A 14,282-nucleotide genomic window follows, 5' to 3' on the forward strand; every position below is an offset into this window, starting at 1 on the left:
GTCGAGCGATGTTGCGGCAACCCCCCCCGATATGGTCGTAATTGCCCCCGAAGCGAGGTCTCACGGCACAGCTGATAGCAATCGTCTGTATGGCCGGAGCATGGACTATTCCATCGGTCCACCTGATAGAGCGGCCCCACAACCCCAAGCGCACGTTCCTTGACCGTCCCCAGAGGGCATAACCCCATGGACCGTCCCCCGCGAGGGTGTTTTATCCGTCCCCATCCGTCCCCACTGTGGCTCGCAACAAGGGGTTGTTCCTGGCTGATCCGCAGCGCAGGTTATGCAAAGTCGAAATCGTCGTGTTTCTCGGCTGTGGGGGATGCGAAAAACGCGGTGCCGGCGTCCGGATAGTGCTCGAGCAGGAGGCTGATCAACGATCCGTGGTACTGCGCATAGACTGCGCGACTCACAAGTTCTGTTCCCCCACTGAACGCGAAGATTCCTGTTCCCTCATCGTCAGTAGCGTACTGAAGGAAAAAGCCCTGCCCATAGGTTGGCGCTGGCTTCGCGTGCGTCAGGGCGTGTCCGAGCTCAGTCTGCACGTAATCCCAGGTCTCCAGCTCGCCCCGTATGATCTTGCCGACAATGGCGCGCGTCAAAGACTTGTGCTTGATGTCTGTGATTATCACTGTCATGTAGCCCTCCTCGCCGTCTCGATGACCTTCAACAGGCCGTCTCAGTATTCAATCGCGGCGGGGTAAGAGAGATCAGGGATCGTCCGGCTTCCTGCGCTGGCAGTACCCCAGCTTCGTCTTATCGTCGGCTTCTCGCCGCTCGCCTCACAGGCTAGCCAGCTAGGATTCCCGTGCCGCCTGTCGCTTGAGCGTGTCGCACGTGATGGGGCTCAGCTCGCCAGCTGTGGGCGGGTGGGGCCAAGACCCACATGGCCTCCCGAACCGCCCCAGAGTTCGCCAGGATCAACCAGGTGCCGCTAGAACTGTTGCGCCAGGACTGACTTGCTCACCGGAGCTCCGGCAGGCGTGGGCGGGATACGGTCATGCTGCTCTTACCGTCTCACCGAGTTTTTCGTCAGGCGCGGATTTATAGCGCTGAGCCGAAACCCAAAATTGACAATCACCAACTGGACACCTGCCAATGTGTTATTGCCATTTGATTTTATCTAGTGTGTTTTTTAAGAGACCTGGCTGCAATGTAGCTGTGATTGCTACCGCCGTCGCGCCGTAAATACTGATAATCCAGGCAGTATCTATCGCTCCTGATCCTTCGGCATAGCCGTATTTTACCTCTCCGGCGGCTTTCTCTATGAACTGACTGCCTGTTTTCTCAGCAATCCATTTCCTCCACCAGTCAACTTCTTGCTCACGGCTTAACCACAAGAGGTATAGCTCGGCCTCACTTGGCATATTCCTGTCAAGTTCATAGCGGTATAGACCTTTCGCGATGAATTCAAACCATTGACGCAAATCCTCTACATTATCCTTGTTCAGCGATATAGCAAGTCGCTTCTCAAGTTTGCCATTCTGGCCGATCTGGAAATGATCTAAAGCTGCTCCCTTTAAGCGATTCGCTAACTTGTTGTTCTTTGCCAAGGTTCGCGGTATTCGATTCTCTGCCACCTTTAGCGCTGCTTCACCGCCTCCCGTGAATGGAATAAGTACACCCGCTGCATCTTCAACCCTTTGCTTCGCGCGGTTGCATTTGTTACACGCTGGAACTATGACGGGATCTCCCCGGAAACGTTGATCAGGTGGGAAGAATTGCCTTGCCACTACGTGTTCTCTTTCTTCTGCTGTGCCGCCGCAGTATGCGCAAACACGGCTGAGGTCGAGAGACATTAGCTGCCCTCTTGAACGGTCAGACGGAGGTTCAGCGCCTCGAGGATGGCCTGCCACACTGGAGGCACGTTCCCGCCTCTGCCACCTGTGTTGTTGAGTGCACGAGTGATGTGGTTTGGATGGATACCTGTCGCCCGTGCCAGATCCGCCCGGCTTAACCCTTTGGCCTTTAGCCGGGTATCCACCGCAGCCCTGATTTCATCGGTCATAGTCGAAGCCTAACACTATGGGGTTAATACCCGATTAGGGTTGCAATACCTACCCGATAGGGGTAGCATTAAGCCAGCAGAAAGAGACGCTTCTACCGCCAAGTTTCCGCGTCCCTGACTGACTTCCAGTCCTACGAAGAGGAGAAAGCAGATGAACGATACCACCCCCACCCCGCGCGCACAGACCCGCACCTGGGCCACCGTGACCGCGGACTGCATGGACGGCGCGGTCGTCCAGGTGCGTCACCACACCGTGACCCTGACGCGCACGCCGGCCGGCATCGAGGCCACCGTGGACGGTCAGGAGTGTGAGCTGCACGTGGCCGTGAGCATCCTCCACGGCGCAGACCGGGCCACCGTGACCGCTGAGACGCTGGAACCGGCCCCCATCGGCAAGACCCGTGCCTGCGAGCTGCACAAGTTGATGCACCGCGCGGGCGTTCCCAGCGGGGAACACTACGGCTTCGCCGGCGCTGCGCTTGACCGCCCGGTGTACTCCCTGGCCGCGCTGACCGAAGCAGACGCCCGGCAGGTGTGGTTGTTCCTCCGCAGCACGCACCCCCAGGCCGCCGCCGCCTGACCTCGCCCGGGGGCGCGCACCTGCGCCCCCGCCCTGTGCCCCTCAAAGCCCTGACCGCGCCCCGCACCCCCGGCGAAGTGGAAGACGCCCTGCGCCCACCTGCCCCGCTTCGAGGCCCGCACCCTACAGAGGACGTGACCCGTGGCCCGCACCTGCGCCGCCCTGTACTTCGCCTTCCTGTACTTGACCGCCGCGCCGTCTCCGTACGCGCTGCACTACGCGGCCCTGGCCGCCCTGTCCGGCTTCCTGGCCCTGGCCTTCGCCCTTCGCCGATTGCTCCCCAAGAGGACGTGATCCACGTGAGCCATCCTGAAACACTTTCCGACCGCCGCCCGCCCACGCAACTCGCATGCGCCGCCCGCGCCGCTGACCTGAGTCCGCTGGAACGTCACGAAGCCCTGCGGAACATCACCCTTCGCCGGGACACCCTGGTCCGCGGACTGGCCCAGCTCGACGCCCTCGAAGCCGGCCACCGCGCCGCCCTCACGGAGGGGCCGGCATGACTACGGCCACCTTGCCCGCCCCGTGGGCCGTCTGTGAGGACTGCGGAAAAGCGGCCGGCCTGCCCATCAGTCACGTGCCCGGCGTGCCCGGCGCGTTTATGTGCGTGGCCTGCTACACCTGGCACCGCAACGTGAACGCGGCGACCGCCCAGCTCGAGGCCATGACGGGCCCCGTCGTGGGCGCGTGGGCCGCGCAATGGACACGTGCCGGCCTGTCGGACGAAGACCTGCAGAGCATCACGGACAGCCTGACAGGGGCGGATATGGCAGAGGACTTCGGGGACGCCTACCGTGCCCGCGCCCTGCGTTACCTGCGCCGTTCCCACCGTGTGCCGGCCACCATGCCGGAGGACGTACCGCCCGCCCGCGAGACCGTCGACCCGGCCGCCCTGCCGCTCCTGGCCCAGTGCCGCCCGGCCGATCCGGCGCACGGGATCCGCGCCCGGTACTTCATCGGCGCGAACGGCCAGGCGTACACCATCCATGCCACGCCGGACACCCTGACCCTCCCGCAGCCGGACGGCATGCGGTTGCTCATCTTCACCGGCTGGCGTGGCGTGACGCGCTTCCATGACCGCGTGTCCGGCGCGCCCGGGTACCGCGTGCCGGCGCACCTGTGGGCGGACGTCGAAGCCGCGCTGTCCGGCGAAGACGAAGGCCGCCCGGCATGACCGGCGCCGCGTCCCTGCCCCGCGTGGGGGGCGCCCGCCGGCATGCGGGCCTCGCCGTGCTCACCTGCGCGCACGCGGGCCAGATCTTCGAGGTCGGCATGACCACCCCCGCCCCGTACACCCTGAGCGGGCGGCGGGCGGACGCGCAGGCCACCGGTTACGTCCTGACGGTGGCCCCGGACAGCCGCGCGCCCCTGGCGCTGCACGTCAGCGCGGCGGTGTGGGCCGGTGTCCTGCCCCTCCTGAGCGGCGAAGGCGGGCGCGCGTGAGCCGGGGGAAGCCGGTGACGCGGCCCACCCGGCCCCGCGCGCCGCGTCCTGTGTTTCCTTTCGCCGTGACCCTGCGCGCCACGGCCATGATCTTCGAGGGGGATGGCCGTCCGGTGCTGTACATCTGTGCGGAGGATCACGGCTCCATGCCCCGGCCGTACCGCGTCCCGGAGGACGCCCGCGTGACCGTGACGGCCCCGCGTCCCCTGCCGGACGTGCACGGGCGCATGCTCCTCCCGGCGGGGAGCTGCGCCGCCTTCGAGACGGCCACCGCGCGCACGGTGCTGCACCTGCGTGCCGTGCGCGCGTGCCGGGAACTGCTGGAAGCGGTGGAGGCGCACGCCCAGGCCGTGCAGGCATGGCGCGCCGCCCGCGCCCACTTCGAGAACCACGCCGGGAACGGCGAGGGCGCTGCGTGACCAGGGCGGCCGAGGAACCCCCGCACCGCCCGCACGCAGGTGCTCGCGCTGCGCCCCCACGCGTTCCCTTCGCCGGCCTGGCTCCCCGGCCCCGTTGACCCCTGCGCCCTACCTGCTGCCACAGGTGGGGCCACACCCTGACAGGATGGACGCACCCATGACCCCACTCCGCGACCTGACCCCCTTCCTTCACGGCCTGACCCTGAATGGGGATGCCATGACGGACGCCCGCGCCTTCGCCTTCATGCTGCCCAATGCTGAGCGCGTGGCCGGGCGCCTTGAAGACCTCCTGCAGTGTTTCGCCAGCTTCGCTCAGGACCAGGCCGGGCCACGTCTGCCCGGCGCCCACGCCGCCGCGGTCGATGTGCTGACCTTCGCCGCGTCTGGGCTGTATGCCTCTCTCGACGATGCCCAGCGTGCGGGGCAGTGGGACGCGTGGGCAACGCTGGCCCGGGTCCGCCTGTGGGCCGTCGATCGCTGCCAGCAGGCCAGCACGGTCCTGAGCGCGGATGCCGTGGAGGCGTTACACCTGGCCCTGGCCACTCCCCACACCCTGCCCGCGTGGGCGGCCGGCCAGGTCTACAGCGTGGAGGCCGGGCACCTGGCTGCATGGGGGGCCGTGTCGCACTTGCTCGAGACCGCGCCCAGCCTCGAGGACGGCGAAGCGGAAGACCTAACGTCAGCCGTCCTCGGCGCCTTGAATCATCCCGCCCAGGTTTCCCCTTCGCCGGCTGACCTGCCGTTCCCGGATCCGCTGCCCAGCGTGCCCCTCGTATACACCGCGCAGTATGTCGACGTGCTGCCAGAGGGCCGCGTCACAGTGGGAATGGGCGGGGGCGAAGAGTACCCGGCCACGCGGGACACTGGCACCCTGACACCCCTGCCGGATGGCAGCGCGTTCCTGGCCCTGACCGTGGAGGGCGAGGCCGTGACGGTGCGCCTCACGCCCGCAGACGCCCGTAACGTGCGTAGTGCGTGGGGACTGCCGGAGGACGGCGAGGACAGTGGCACTTCTATGTCATGTCCGAACTGATCAGGGCACAACGTCGCTCTCCCACGCCACGTGGCCCTTGCTTGCTAGCAAGCAAGGATGTACAGTGCTTGCTAGCAAGCAAGGGGGCACTATGGATGTGGATGATAAACAGGCGATGGCGGCGAGCGGAGGGAAAGCACGTGCACAGGCGCTCAGCAAAGAGGAGCGAAGCGAGATCGCTAAGAAAGCAGCAGTGTCTAGGTGGAGCAAAGGGAAGAAGGCGACACACGAGGGCGAACTGAAGATCAACGACATGATTCTTCAATGCGCAGTTCTAGAGGACGGCACAAGGGTCATCTCGGAAACAGCGGTGATCAACGCTCTCGGTATGTATCGCAGCGGAGCTGTGCACGTACGGGAGAGAGAGAGCAAAAGTGACGGCGATGACGCCGTTCTACCCCTCTTTGTGGCTAATAAAAACGTTCGTAGGTTCGTAGATGAAGACCTCGAGAAGATGTTGAGTAAGCCGATATGGTTTACCTCCTCGGGTGGTGGAAGCCGGAGTAAAGGTCTCGATGCCAGGCTTCTACCTAAAGTCTGCACGGTCTGGCTCAAGGCTCGTGACGCCGGCGTACTAACAACCCCGCGCCAACTCGAGGCCGCCCGCCACGCCGATATCCTCATTAGAGGCCTCGCAGAAGTTGGAGCCGTAGCACTGGTCGATGAGGCAACGGGCTACCAATTTGACCGCGAGAAAAACGCGCTGGCAGAGATTCTCGAGGCATTTATCAGCAAAGAGTTGAGTAAGTGGGTACCCACCTTCCCCATTGAGTTCTATCAAGAGCTTTTTAGGCTGCGCGGAATGAACTGGAAGAACGTTAACTCAAGGCCACAGTATTTTGGTTTGCTGACCAACGACATCGTGTACCGCCGGCTTGCTCCTGGTGTTTTGGAGGAGCTGAGAAGAATCAATCCTACGAACGAAAACGGCAATCGCAAATCTAAGCACCATCAGTGGCTGACGCAGGAAGAGGGGCGGCGTAAGTTGCAGCTTCATCTCTCTGGAGTCATCACACTTATGAAGGCTTCCCCAGACTGGAAGACGTTTCAAACCCTTATCGATAGGTCTATGCCCAAGTATCAGCCAATGCCTCTATTCGATTACGATAACTCGCAGACGGATGCAGTAGTTCCAGCTGGCAAAGCTGAAATCGTGGAGAACGAACTCTAGCGTTACAGTGCACTGATCAAACATCTGCGAAACGAACATGCAAAACGCGCCCCCATGCGGGCGGGTAGATTCTCGAAGCTATCTGCTACTGCGCGCATCGCTGCCACCTGCACCGGCAAACCCCACCGCTGCCCGCCCCGCACGCCGTATCCCAGGGACGCCACGCGCCCCGCGCGGGCCAGCGCCCGCAGGGCCCGGCGCGTGCTGCTCTCGCTGGCCTGGGCATACAGCGTCAGCGTCCACACGTCCAGCGGCCCGCCCTCCACGGCCTGCAGGATGGCGCGCTGTACCCGTCCCGGCCCGCGGCTCATGCCGTCAGTGTGGCAGACCCCATGACGAATCCACGTCCGCGCAGTAGCAGCACACTTACGCTTCACCGTGGCCCGGCCGTGCCTGCCCGCCTGCACGCGAAAAACGCTCATTAGTGGGCGTTTGTACATGTTCAGAATTGCTAAGGTCGCGTGCACTGTGCAACGTCGTCCGATTGGTCAGGAACCGGTGCCGCTGGAAGCGCGCCCAGATGGCTTTGCTGGGGCATGGTGGGCGCTAGCTCCACCTGATAAAACCTGACATCCTGACGACTTCCGCGTGCTTCCCTTCGCCGGCCAAGTCTCCCCGGAGGCCCGGCCCGCTCAGCGCCTACGGGGCCGCCTCCGACCCATCCACCTCGAGGGCCAGCAGCTCCCCCACGTGCACCGGCTGCCCGGTCAGCGCGTGGATGATGCCGGCCACCGTGGCCAGCGTGGTCAGGTCGATGCGGGTCGTGTCCCCACGGGCCAGCCGGTACACCGTGCCCGCGTCGACCGTGCCCTGTGCGTAGCCGCTCATGGCCACCTGATAGACGCTCAGGCCGCGCGCCTCGCAGACGTCCCGGAGGGTCACGCGCGCCGCGTACGGCACCGGGCCGCGCGTGCCGTACCCCAGATGACACGCCGGGCGTCCGCCCACCGTGTAGTGCCCGCGCAGGGCGTCCCGGGTCATGCCGTGCCCCCAGCCAGCACCCCGCACAGCGCCGCCTCGAAGGTCCACAGGGCCGCGCCCCAGCGGGCCAGACGGTGCACGTCCGGCGAGAGGGGAACGCGCACCGCTTCCGCGACACACCATGCGGCGCACGCCTCGAAGTAGGCCAGGAACGCCGGCACCCGTTCAGCCGGCGGGGCCAGTAGCGGCGCGCCGCCCGGCACGTTCAGTGCCGCGTCCGCCCACGCCTCCGCGTCTTCCTTCGCCGGGTGCGGCACGGGCAGGCCGTCCGGCAGGTGCGCGCACGCCCGCCGGATCCGGGCCAGGGCGTCCGGATCCTGGCCGTGCTCCGTGACCTGCCACGCGTCCTCCCACGCGTCCCGGTGCGCGGGTGACAGTCGCTCCTGAGCCGCCTCGAGCTGTGCCCAGTTGGATGCTCTGGCCCCATCGATACGCGCCATGTGCGCCGCCTCAAGCGCGTCCAGACGGGCCAGCCGGCCACGCGGGCCGGTCACGACGTCCCCCGATCCGCTGGGTACAGGTTGACCTCTCGCCGCTCCATGCGCAGGTTCACGGGCGCCCCGTCCGGGCCATGATTGACGATGTGCCGCACGATCACCGGGGGCACGCCCGCCGGGGTGCGCTGCGCTTCCATACGGGCCAGGCGCCCGCGCGTTCTTGCCTTCATGGTGTTCCTCCATCCATACGGGCGATCAGCGCCCACAGCTCTTCGTCCGACATGGCCTCCACCTCTGCGCGCACGCGCGCGGCCTCGCTGTCCGGATCCGCGTGCCCCTCCGCGCGGAGCAGCGCCGCGTGCAGCTCGTCCAGTTCCCGGTCGGACAGTTCGTCCAGGTACGCCGCGCGCATGCGCGCTTCCGCGGAATCCACCCGGCCGGCGTGGGCGGCTTCTAGGGCTTCGAGTCGCCGTCGCCGCGCCGTCATGTCCGGCCTCTGGCCAGCGCTGCCACCTGCGCGGCCTTCGCCCTGACCATGCGCCCCGCGATCCGCTGGAAGGCCGGCGTCCCCGCCTCTTCCTGCACGATCTGGAACACGGCCAGCAGCACGCCGGGCAGCTCCGACCGGCGCACGTGTGAGGTCTCGAAGGCCCGGCGCTGTGCTTCCAGCTGCTTCACCCGCGCCCCCTTGCCGCGTGTCATGCCGTCCTGCTCAGGCGTGGCCCGCCGCGTTCCTCTTCGTCCGCCGCATCCTCGAGGGCAGACAAGCGCGCTTCGAGTTCTCCCACCTCCACGATCCGGGCGTATGCCGCCGCGCCCTGTGAGATGGCGTGAACAGCTTTCAACGCGTGGCCTGCGTCTTCCACTTCCAGCAGCTCGCCGGCCCGCGTGAGTGCGCGCCACAGCAGCGCGCGGGCGTCTTCGAGGGTGCCGGGCTGCGCGCGGCGCTTCCGGCGCTTCGCCTGCCGGGCTTCGTGGGGATTCGGGTTGGGCATGGTTCACCACCTGCGCCCGTGGGCGCGTGAATAGACCGGGGGGGGGTGTCATGGCTGACCCTTCGACGGCAGACGTGCGAGGAAGCGCCGTGCCGCGTCCCGTCCGAACTCCGTGATGCGCTGACCGTCAATCATGCCCGCGTGCCGGGCCAGGGTCAGGGCCACGCGCTGCCCGGACGGACCGGGCGCGCCCTGCGCCGTGGCCGCATCCAGGGCACGCCGCGTCTCGCTGTCTTCAGGCAGGGCGCGGGCGTAGGCGCTCAACACGGCCCACTGCAGTGGCGTCACGCGCGGCCCCCTTGGACGCTTCGCGGCGCGGCGCGTGCTCCCGTGCCCCACGTCTGCGCGGCGGCGTGTGAGCGGTACCCCCGGCCCACGTCGTCGCCGGGCGTGAGGTACGCGCCGCACCGCGCGCCCACGTGCAGAGCCAGCGGAGCCGGCAGGGGCCACCATGCGTCCGGAGCACAGCTGCACGTGACCATGAGCGGCCCCCACTCCGGCGCGTCGACCGCGAGGGCGCAACTCCCGCACCGGCCCTCCTGCGCCGCGATCTGCGCCCAGTCCGGCCGGTCAGGCAGGTTGTAACGGGGCGAGACAACCTCCGGCGCGGGGCCGGCGGGGCGCGGCGCCGGATCCGGCGAAGGAGGAACGGGCACCGCTTCCCCCTGCGCCGGATTCAGCAGGTAGGCCAGCACGTCCGCCTTCCGGGCGCGCAGGGCGTCGAGCAGCGGCGCAGGTGGGCGCTTGCCACTCAGGGCCAGAGTGTCCCCCCGCGCGGTCACGTGCGCGCCACACGAGGTCAGCAGGGCCAGCAGGTTGGGCACGGTCACAGCATCACCACGCCTGGCATGTCCTCGCCCTCTGCCAGCCCTTCCAGGTCTTCGAGGGTCAGGGAACGGGGCGGCGCGTCCGAGGGGAACGGCGAAGAGACGAGCGGGAACGCGGCCCCCTCTTGCACCACTTGCACCACTGAAAAGGGATAGAGATTCAATGTGGTGCAAGCTGTAGCCCCTGTGTCTGACGTGCTTTCTTCGCCGTCATGCCCCACTTGCACCACTTGCACCACGGATTGATAGGGGGCACCTATCGGTAGACGGAGTGTGATGAGCGCTTGCTGTGTTCCGTTGGGGAGCGTGGCCCGCGCCGTGGCCCGAACGCGCGTGCCTTCCCGGTCGCACTTCATCAGCCCGGCTGCGTGCAGGCGGTCGCGCAGGTTCCCCCACAGCTTCGACGGGTCCGGCAGGGCCGCGCCGCCCTGACCCGTGACCGCCCGCTGCACGGCTTCGTGCAGGCCGTCCGGCAGAAAGTGGCCCCACTCATTGCCCCCCGCCCTCGAGTAGTACCCCACCATGACGGCGCCGGGCTTCGTGGTGAACGTGTCCTCTTCGCCGTACTGGCCCCGGTCGCCGTGACGCTGCCAGCCGCACAGCGGGGCGGCGTGCGCTTCCGGCTTCCCTCCGACGCGCAGGTCTTCGAGGTACACGCGGCCCTGGGCCAGCAGCCCGGACAGCACGGCCAGCGCGCGGGCCACCGGGTCCGCGTCCTGCAGGTGCTCTCCCTGACCCCGCGCCGTCTCGCCGAGGGCCCCCGTCACCCGCTCCCACAGGGCGCCCGCCTCCGACGTGCTCACGGCGCCCACGGCCACGGCGTAGGACAGAAAAACCTCCCAGCCGTAGGCCAGCTCTGCCGCGGCGTCCCCGGTGCGGCCATGCACGCCCTGGAAGTCCGGGGCCAGGGCGCGCACCCGGCGCAGGTGGGCCGCGCTCCCCGCCCGCACGTCCTCAAAGGCGCTGGCCACCGCCTGCACGAAGCCGGCCAGGGCCAGCGCGTACACGCCGACCGCCGCTCTCTCTTCACCGGCATGGTAAGCGGCAGACTTCGCGGGGCTGTCGATCAGGGGGCGCAGCACCTCCACCATGACCAGGCGCGCCCGGTTGCTGTGGCCGCGCGGCAGATCCTCGGCAGACGTGGCGATCAGGCCGCGCGGGTACAGCGCCGCCCGGGACTTGCGGTCTGCAGTGAGCGTGCCGCGCCCCGCGCCGTCTGCCGCTCCCTGGATGACCCTTGAGGCCGCGCCGTCCAGCCGCGCCCGGTCGCCCAGACTGCCCGCCGGCTTGAAGTCGTCGATCACGAACAGCGCATCCTTCACCCGGAAGGCGCTGCTTTCCAGGGCGTTCGCTGAACTGTTCCAGCCGTCCGGGAGGAACTTCCGTCCCCACCGCGCGCCGTAGTGCGCCATCACCAGGCCCATGAAGGCGGTCTTGTGCCGGCCCGTCTCGCCCACCGTCCACACCACGAAGTCCGCCGGACCGAGGATGGCCCGGTACGCGGCGCCCAGCATGGGCACGGCCACCGGATCCGGGGCCAAGGTCAGCAGGTCTAGGGACGCCCGCACGGCTGCGCGCAACTCGTCGACCGTCCGCCCCGCGCCCGTGTCATCCTTCACCGGATCTGGCAGGGCGTAGGCGTCCAGCCGACCGGCCAGGTCGACCGCCACTCCGTCCACCGCGCCGGTCGCGCCGATCACTGCGCCGGCGGTGAGGTACACCGGGCCGTGCTCTGGGTGCGTAATCCAGCCCGTGTGCTGGTAGACCGTGCGGCGCGCATAGCCCTGGGCATTCGAGAGCACCTGCACGGCGTCCCGCGCCTTGTCTTTCTTGCCCTGGCCGGCGGGCACGCGGGCGGCGCCGCCCCACTTCGCCACGGGCCAGGACATGCCGGAGAACTCCGAGGTGGGCACCGTCACCACAGGGGGGAAGAGTGGCGCGCCGTCCGGGGCCCGGCCTTCGATCTGGAACACCCGGCGCGCTTCGCCGCTGCCGTCGTCTTCGATCACTTCCGCCGTGATGAAGGCCGAGAAGTCTGCCAGCACCTCCACGGCCTCGAAGTCCTCGCCGTCCTCGCCTTTCTTGAGGCTCAGGGCGCACAGCCGGCCGCCGCGCACGCCGTACCCGTGGCGCCTGGATTCCCACACGTCCCCCGGCTGGCTCTGTCCCGGCGTGGGCGCCCGGTCCGGCGGCTCCTGGGCGTCCGGCTGCCAGCGCCGCGCCGCATGGAGGGCGGCCAGCAGCAGCGCGCCCCGGTGGGCCGCGTGCGCGTCCGGCGCTTCGCCCTCCGGCACGGTGCCCAGGGCGTCACACGCATCTGCGTCCGGGTTGCCCTCCACAGCGAAGGGGGAGGGCTGGCCACTGCCCGGGGCCGCCACCTGGAACACGTGGCAGCCCTGCGCGGCCAGGACGTCCGCCCACTTCGTCCGCGCCTTGGTGCCCTCGTCGTCCGGATCCGCGTACACGCACACTCGCGCGCCGGCGGGGACGTGTGCCACGTGGGGGAAGGCCACCGCAGAGGCCACGCCCTGCACGGCATATGCGTCCCCGTGTCCGGCCGCGGTGAGCATCACGACGCACGCCGCCGCGTTCAGTTCTCCTTCGACGATCAGGAAGGCGCGGCCTCCCTCGAGCTGGCCGGGGCCGCAGAAGGCCGGCGTGGACTGGCCCGCCGTGACATACACGTACCGCTGCGCGTTTACGGCCTGCAGCTCTGTCTTCGTGCCAGGGTTCCTGGCCTTCACCGCCCAGGGCGTGCCGTCCGGCCCCGTGACCTCGAAGGCCAGCGCGCCGGGCAGGATGTGGCGCGGTAGCGTGGCCCGTCTGCGCGTTCCGCCGTCCTGACTCCCGTCACCCGTCCACCGGTAGGCCGTCAGCAGGCCGGAGGCGAGGGCAGGGGAGAGGCCCCGCCGCGCCACCTCCTGCGCCTGTGATGTGTCCTCGGCCTGGTCGATGCGCATCCACCCCCTAAGGGCGGCGTCGCGCCGGTCGTCTGCCAGGGGGCGCAGCTTGTCTAGGGCTGCGCGGGCCTTGGCGAGTCCGGCCGCTGTTCGGCCGGTGGGCTGTGGCGCCCGCACCGTCTTACATTCGCTGGAGTGGGGCGCGCTGTCCACCAGGCCGGCCCGGTCGATCAGCAGCCGCGCCGCCTCGCCCTTCGGAATGCCCAGGCAGGACGCCGTGAACTCCACCGCGCCCCCCTCGAAATCATCCCCGCCGAACCGGTGGAAGACGGCCGCACCGTCCCGCCCCACGCTGGCCGACAGGGATGGGCTGTGCTCTTCCAGGCCGTGCCGGAAGTCGCACAGCGTCCCGCCCGCGTCGCGCAGCCCGGTCAGGTCTGCGCCGGGGTTCACCTGCGCGGCCAGCCACCGCACCAGGGGGCCGGGCCGGTTGGCCGGGTGCGTCAGGGCGCCATGCAGCGCGCTCACGGCGTCCCCATGGGCAGGGGGGCGGAAGTGGGCACGGCGTGCCCGGTATGCTGTTCACGAAGCCTGCCCGCTTCGTCCGACCGCTGCCCGGCCACCGCGCCGGGCGCTTTCATTTCTGCCCTACGCGCAGCGTTTCACGCCACGCCAGGAAGTCCGCCCAGCGCACGAGGTACCGCGGCTTGTCTCCACGTCCGGCGTTGTACGCCGGCAGGTAGCCACCTGTAATGGCCGACCGGATCAGGTCACGCGGCATCTTCGAGCGTTCCCAGAGCTGATTGGGCGTGTAGACGGCCTCCCCGTCTTCGAGGTGGGCGGGCACGCCAGCTGGGCGTGCGGGCGCGTGGAGGGTTGCTCCTTGCGTCATGTGTTCCCCTGCATCTGCGCTGGCGTTCGCTTCGCCGCGCCAGATGTACACCTGAGGGCCGCACCCGTCATGAGGACGGGGGGCGCACAGCAGGGCCGGGCCTACCGCTTACCGCTTCGCCAGAATCGAAGCGGCCCGGCGATCAGGCCACAGGGGGCGCAAGGGGACAGGTGGGAGGGCGTGGCCGCGCGTATAGCGGCCGGAGGATGCAGGCATCGACCGTCCCGCCGTAAAGCTCTCTCGTCCGGATTTGGAAGCCTGCCAGCGCCTCGGCCATGCGGCTGTACGGGAGAACCTTCTGTGTCCGTTTTGCTGATTGGGGTGGCCTGATCGCCTTGAGGCAATGTTGACGGTACCGCGCGTTTTCTATTCCTTGCCGAGCCCGCCTAACAGTTTTCGATCGACCGACAGCAATATCCCAGATCCTTCGCTTGGTGCCACCCCTCAGCTTGAATCCGAGGGTTTCATATACCGCGGCGAGGTGGACTATCGAGGCGCTGTACTTGTATCGGCCTTTCTGGAGGCGATGCGAGATCCTCCAACGGGTAGATGGCCGCGGCGATCGCAGGTGGAATTTTGAAGTCGTTCCAGCGTCT

General features: G+C 67.9%; 22 protein-coding genes. 8 read left to right on the top strand and 14 right to left on the bottom strand.

Annotation, left to right across the window (positions count from 1 at the left end; translation table 11 throughout):
• Positions 1-281: 281 nt before the first annotated feature.
• The 3 genes from HNQ07_RS02030 to HNQ07_RS02040 form a co-directional block, all read right to left on the bottom strand.
• Positions 282-638 carry a hypothetical protein gene (locus HNQ07_RS02030; protein ID WP_184109220.1) on the bottom strand — a complete coding sequence of 119 codons (357 nt, stop codon included), beginning with the start codon at positions 636-638 and terminating at the stop codon, positions 282-284.
• Between the two features lie 465 nt (positions 639-1,103).
• Positions 1,104-1,799 carry an HNH endonuclease gene (locus tag HNQ07_RS02035; RefSeq protein ID WP_184109221.1) on the bottom strand — a complete coding sequence of 232 codons (696 nt, stop codon included), beginning with the start codon at positions 1,797-1,799 and terminating at the stop codon, positions 1,104-1,106.
• The gene (locus HNQ07_RS02040; protein ID WP_184109222.1) at positions 1,799-2,008 is read right to left on the bottom strand and encodes a helix-turn-helix domain-containing protein; all 210 of its coding nucleotides are present in this window, start codon (positions 2,006-2,008) and stop codon (positions 1,799-1,801) included. The genes HNQ07_RS02035 and HNQ07_RS02040 overlap by 1 nt, the downstream gene beginning before the upstream one ends.
• A gap of 151 nt (positions 2,009-2,159) precedes the next feature.
• Between HNQ07_RS02040 and HNQ07_RS02045 the strand changes: the two genes are divergently transcribed.
• The 8 genes from HNQ07_RS02045 to HNQ07_RS02080 all read left to right on the top strand — a co-directional run bounded on the left by HNQ07_RS02045 (position 2,160) and on the right by HNQ07_RS02080 (position 6,654).
• Positions 2,160-2,588: a hypothetical protein gene (locus HNQ07_RS02045; RefSeq protein WP_184109223.1), complete on the top strand. Its 429-nt coding sequence runs from the start codon at positions 2,160-2,162 to the stop codon at positions 2,586-2,588.
• Positions 2,589-2,729: 141 nt separating this feature from the next.
• Entirely contained in the window at positions 2,730-2,882 is a 153-nt protein-coding gene (locus HNQ07_RS02050) for a hypothetical protein (protein WP_184109224.1), read from the top strand.
• A 5-nt stretch (positions 2,883-2,887) separates the two neighbouring features.
• Positions 2,888-3,091, top strand: a complete 204-nt coding sequence (locus HNQ07_RS02055) for a hypothetical protein (RefSeq protein ID WP_184109225.1) — start codon at positions 2,888-2,890, stop codon at positions 3,089-3,091.
• Entirely contained in the window at positions 3,088-3,762 is a 675-nt protein-coding gene (locus HNQ07_RS02060; RefSeq protein WP_184109226.1) for a hypothetical protein, read from the top strand. Before HNQ07_RS02055 ends, HNQ07_RS02060 begins: the two co-directional genes overlap by 4 nt.
• Entirely contained in the window at positions 3,759-4,031 is a 273-nt protein-coding gene (locus tag HNQ07_RS02065; protein WP_184109227.1) for a hypothetical protein, read from the top strand. The genes HNQ07_RS02060 and HNQ07_RS02065 overlap by 4 nt, the downstream gene beginning before the upstream one ends.
• Before the next feature lie 65 nt (positions 4,032-4,096).
• Positions 4,097-4,450 carry a hypothetical protein gene (locus HNQ07_RS02070; protein WP_184109228.1) on the top strand — a complete coding sequence of 118 codons (354 nt, stop codon included), beginning with the start codon at positions 4,097-4,099 and terminating at the stop codon, positions 4,448-4,450.
• A 157-nt stretch (positions 4,451-4,607) separates the two neighbouring features.
• Positions 4,608-5,483 carry a hypothetical protein gene (locus tag HNQ07_RS02075; protein ID WP_184109229.1) on the top strand — a complete coding sequence of 292 codons (876 nt, stop codon included), beginning with the start codon at positions 4,608-4,610 and terminating at the stop codon, positions 5,481-5,483.
• Positions 5,484-5,574: 91 nt separating this feature from the next.
• The gene (locus HNQ07_RS02080; protein WP_184109230.1) at positions 5,575-6,654 is read left to right on the top strand and encodes a P63C domain-containing protein; all 1,080 of its coding nucleotides are present in this window, start codon (positions 5,575-5,577) and stop codon (positions 6,652-6,654) included.
• Between the two features lie 2 nt (positions 6,655-6,656).
• Here the strand turns inward: HNQ07_RS02080 and HNQ07_RS02085 are convergent, their stop codons facing one another.
• From HNQ07_RS02085 to HNQ07_RS02135, 11 genes are all read right to left on the bottom strand, one after another.
• Positions 6,657-6,965, bottom strand: coding sequence for a hypothetical protein (locus HNQ07_RS02085; RefSeq protein WP_184109231.1), 309 nt, complete (start codon positions 6,963-6,965; stop codon positions 6,657-6,659).
• A gap of 328 nt (positions 6,966-7,293) precedes the next feature.
• The gene (locus tag HNQ07_RS02090) at positions 7,294-7,635 is read right to left on the bottom strand and encodes a hypothetical protein (protein WP_184109232.1); all 342 of its coding nucleotides are present in this window, start codon (positions 7,633-7,635) and stop codon (positions 7,294-7,296) included.
• Positions 7,632-8,129, bottom strand: coding sequence for a hypothetical protein (locus HNQ07_RS02095; RefSeq protein ID WP_184109233.1), 498 nt, complete (start codon positions 8,127-8,129; stop codon positions 7,632-7,634). Before HNQ07_RS02095 ends, HNQ07_RS02090 begins: the two co-directional genes overlap by 4 nt.
• A complete protein-coding gene (locus HNQ07_RS02100) occupies positions 8,126-8,302 on the bottom strand; it encodes a hypothetical protein (protein ID WP_184109234.1) in 177 nt (58 codons plus the stop codon). Before HNQ07_RS02100 ends, HNQ07_RS02095 begins: the two co-directional genes overlap by 4 nt.
• Complete coding sequence (locus HNQ07_RS02105; protein WP_184109235.1) at positions 8,299-8,559, bottom strand: hypothetical protein; 261 nt, start codon at positions 8,557-8,559, stop codon at positions 8,299-8,301. Before HNQ07_RS02105 ends, HNQ07_RS02100 begins: the two co-directional genes overlap by 4 nt.
• Positions 8,556-8,774, bottom strand: a complete 219-nt coding sequence (locus HNQ07_RS02110; protein WP_184109236.1) for a hypothetical protein — start codon at positions 8,772-8,774, stop codon at positions 8,556-8,558. The genes HNQ07_RS02105 and HNQ07_RS02110 overlap by 4 nt, the downstream gene beginning before the upstream one ends.
• Positions 8,771-9,067, bottom strand: coding sequence for a hypothetical protein (locus tag HNQ07_RS02115; RefSeq protein ID WP_184109237.1), 297 nt, complete (start codon positions 9,065-9,067; stop codon positions 8,771-8,773). The genes HNQ07_RS02110 and HNQ07_RS02115 overlap by 4 nt, the downstream gene beginning before the upstream one ends.
• Before the next feature lie 48 nt (positions 9,068-9,115).
• Positions 9,116-9,355, bottom strand: coding sequence for a hypothetical protein (locus tag HNQ07_RS02120; RefSeq protein ID WP_184109238.1), 240 nt, complete (start codon positions 9,353-9,355; stop codon positions 9,116-9,118).
• The gene (locus tag HNQ07_RS02125; protein WP_184109239.1) at positions 9,352-9,897 is read right to left on the bottom strand and encodes a hypothetical protein; all 546 of its coding nucleotides are present in this window, start codon (positions 9,895-9,897) and stop codon (positions 9,352-9,354) included. The genes HNQ07_RS02120 and HNQ07_RS02125 overlap by 4 nt, the downstream gene beginning before the upstream one ends.
• The gene (locus HNQ07_RS02130; protein ID WP_184109240.1) at positions 9,894-13,322 is read right to left on the bottom strand and encodes a DUF927 domain-containing protein; all 3,429 of its coding nucleotides are present in this window, start codon (positions 13,320-13,322) and stop codon (positions 9,894-9,896) included. The genes HNQ07_RS02125 and HNQ07_RS02130 overlap by 4 nt, the downstream gene beginning before the upstream one ends.
• A 109-nt stretch (positions 13,323-13,431) precedes the next feature.
• Entirely contained in the window at positions 13,432-13,686 is a 255-nt protein-coding gene (locus HNQ07_RS02135) for a hypothetical protein (RefSeq protein ID WP_184109241.1), read from the bottom strand.
• Between the last annotated feature and the right edge of the window lie 596 nt (positions 13,687-14,282).

Origin of the sequence: Deinococcus metalli (assembly GCF_014201805.1) — a bacterium.
Lineage (GTDB): Bacteria > Deinococcota > Deinococci > Deinococcales > Deinococcaceae > Deinococcus > Deinococcus metalli.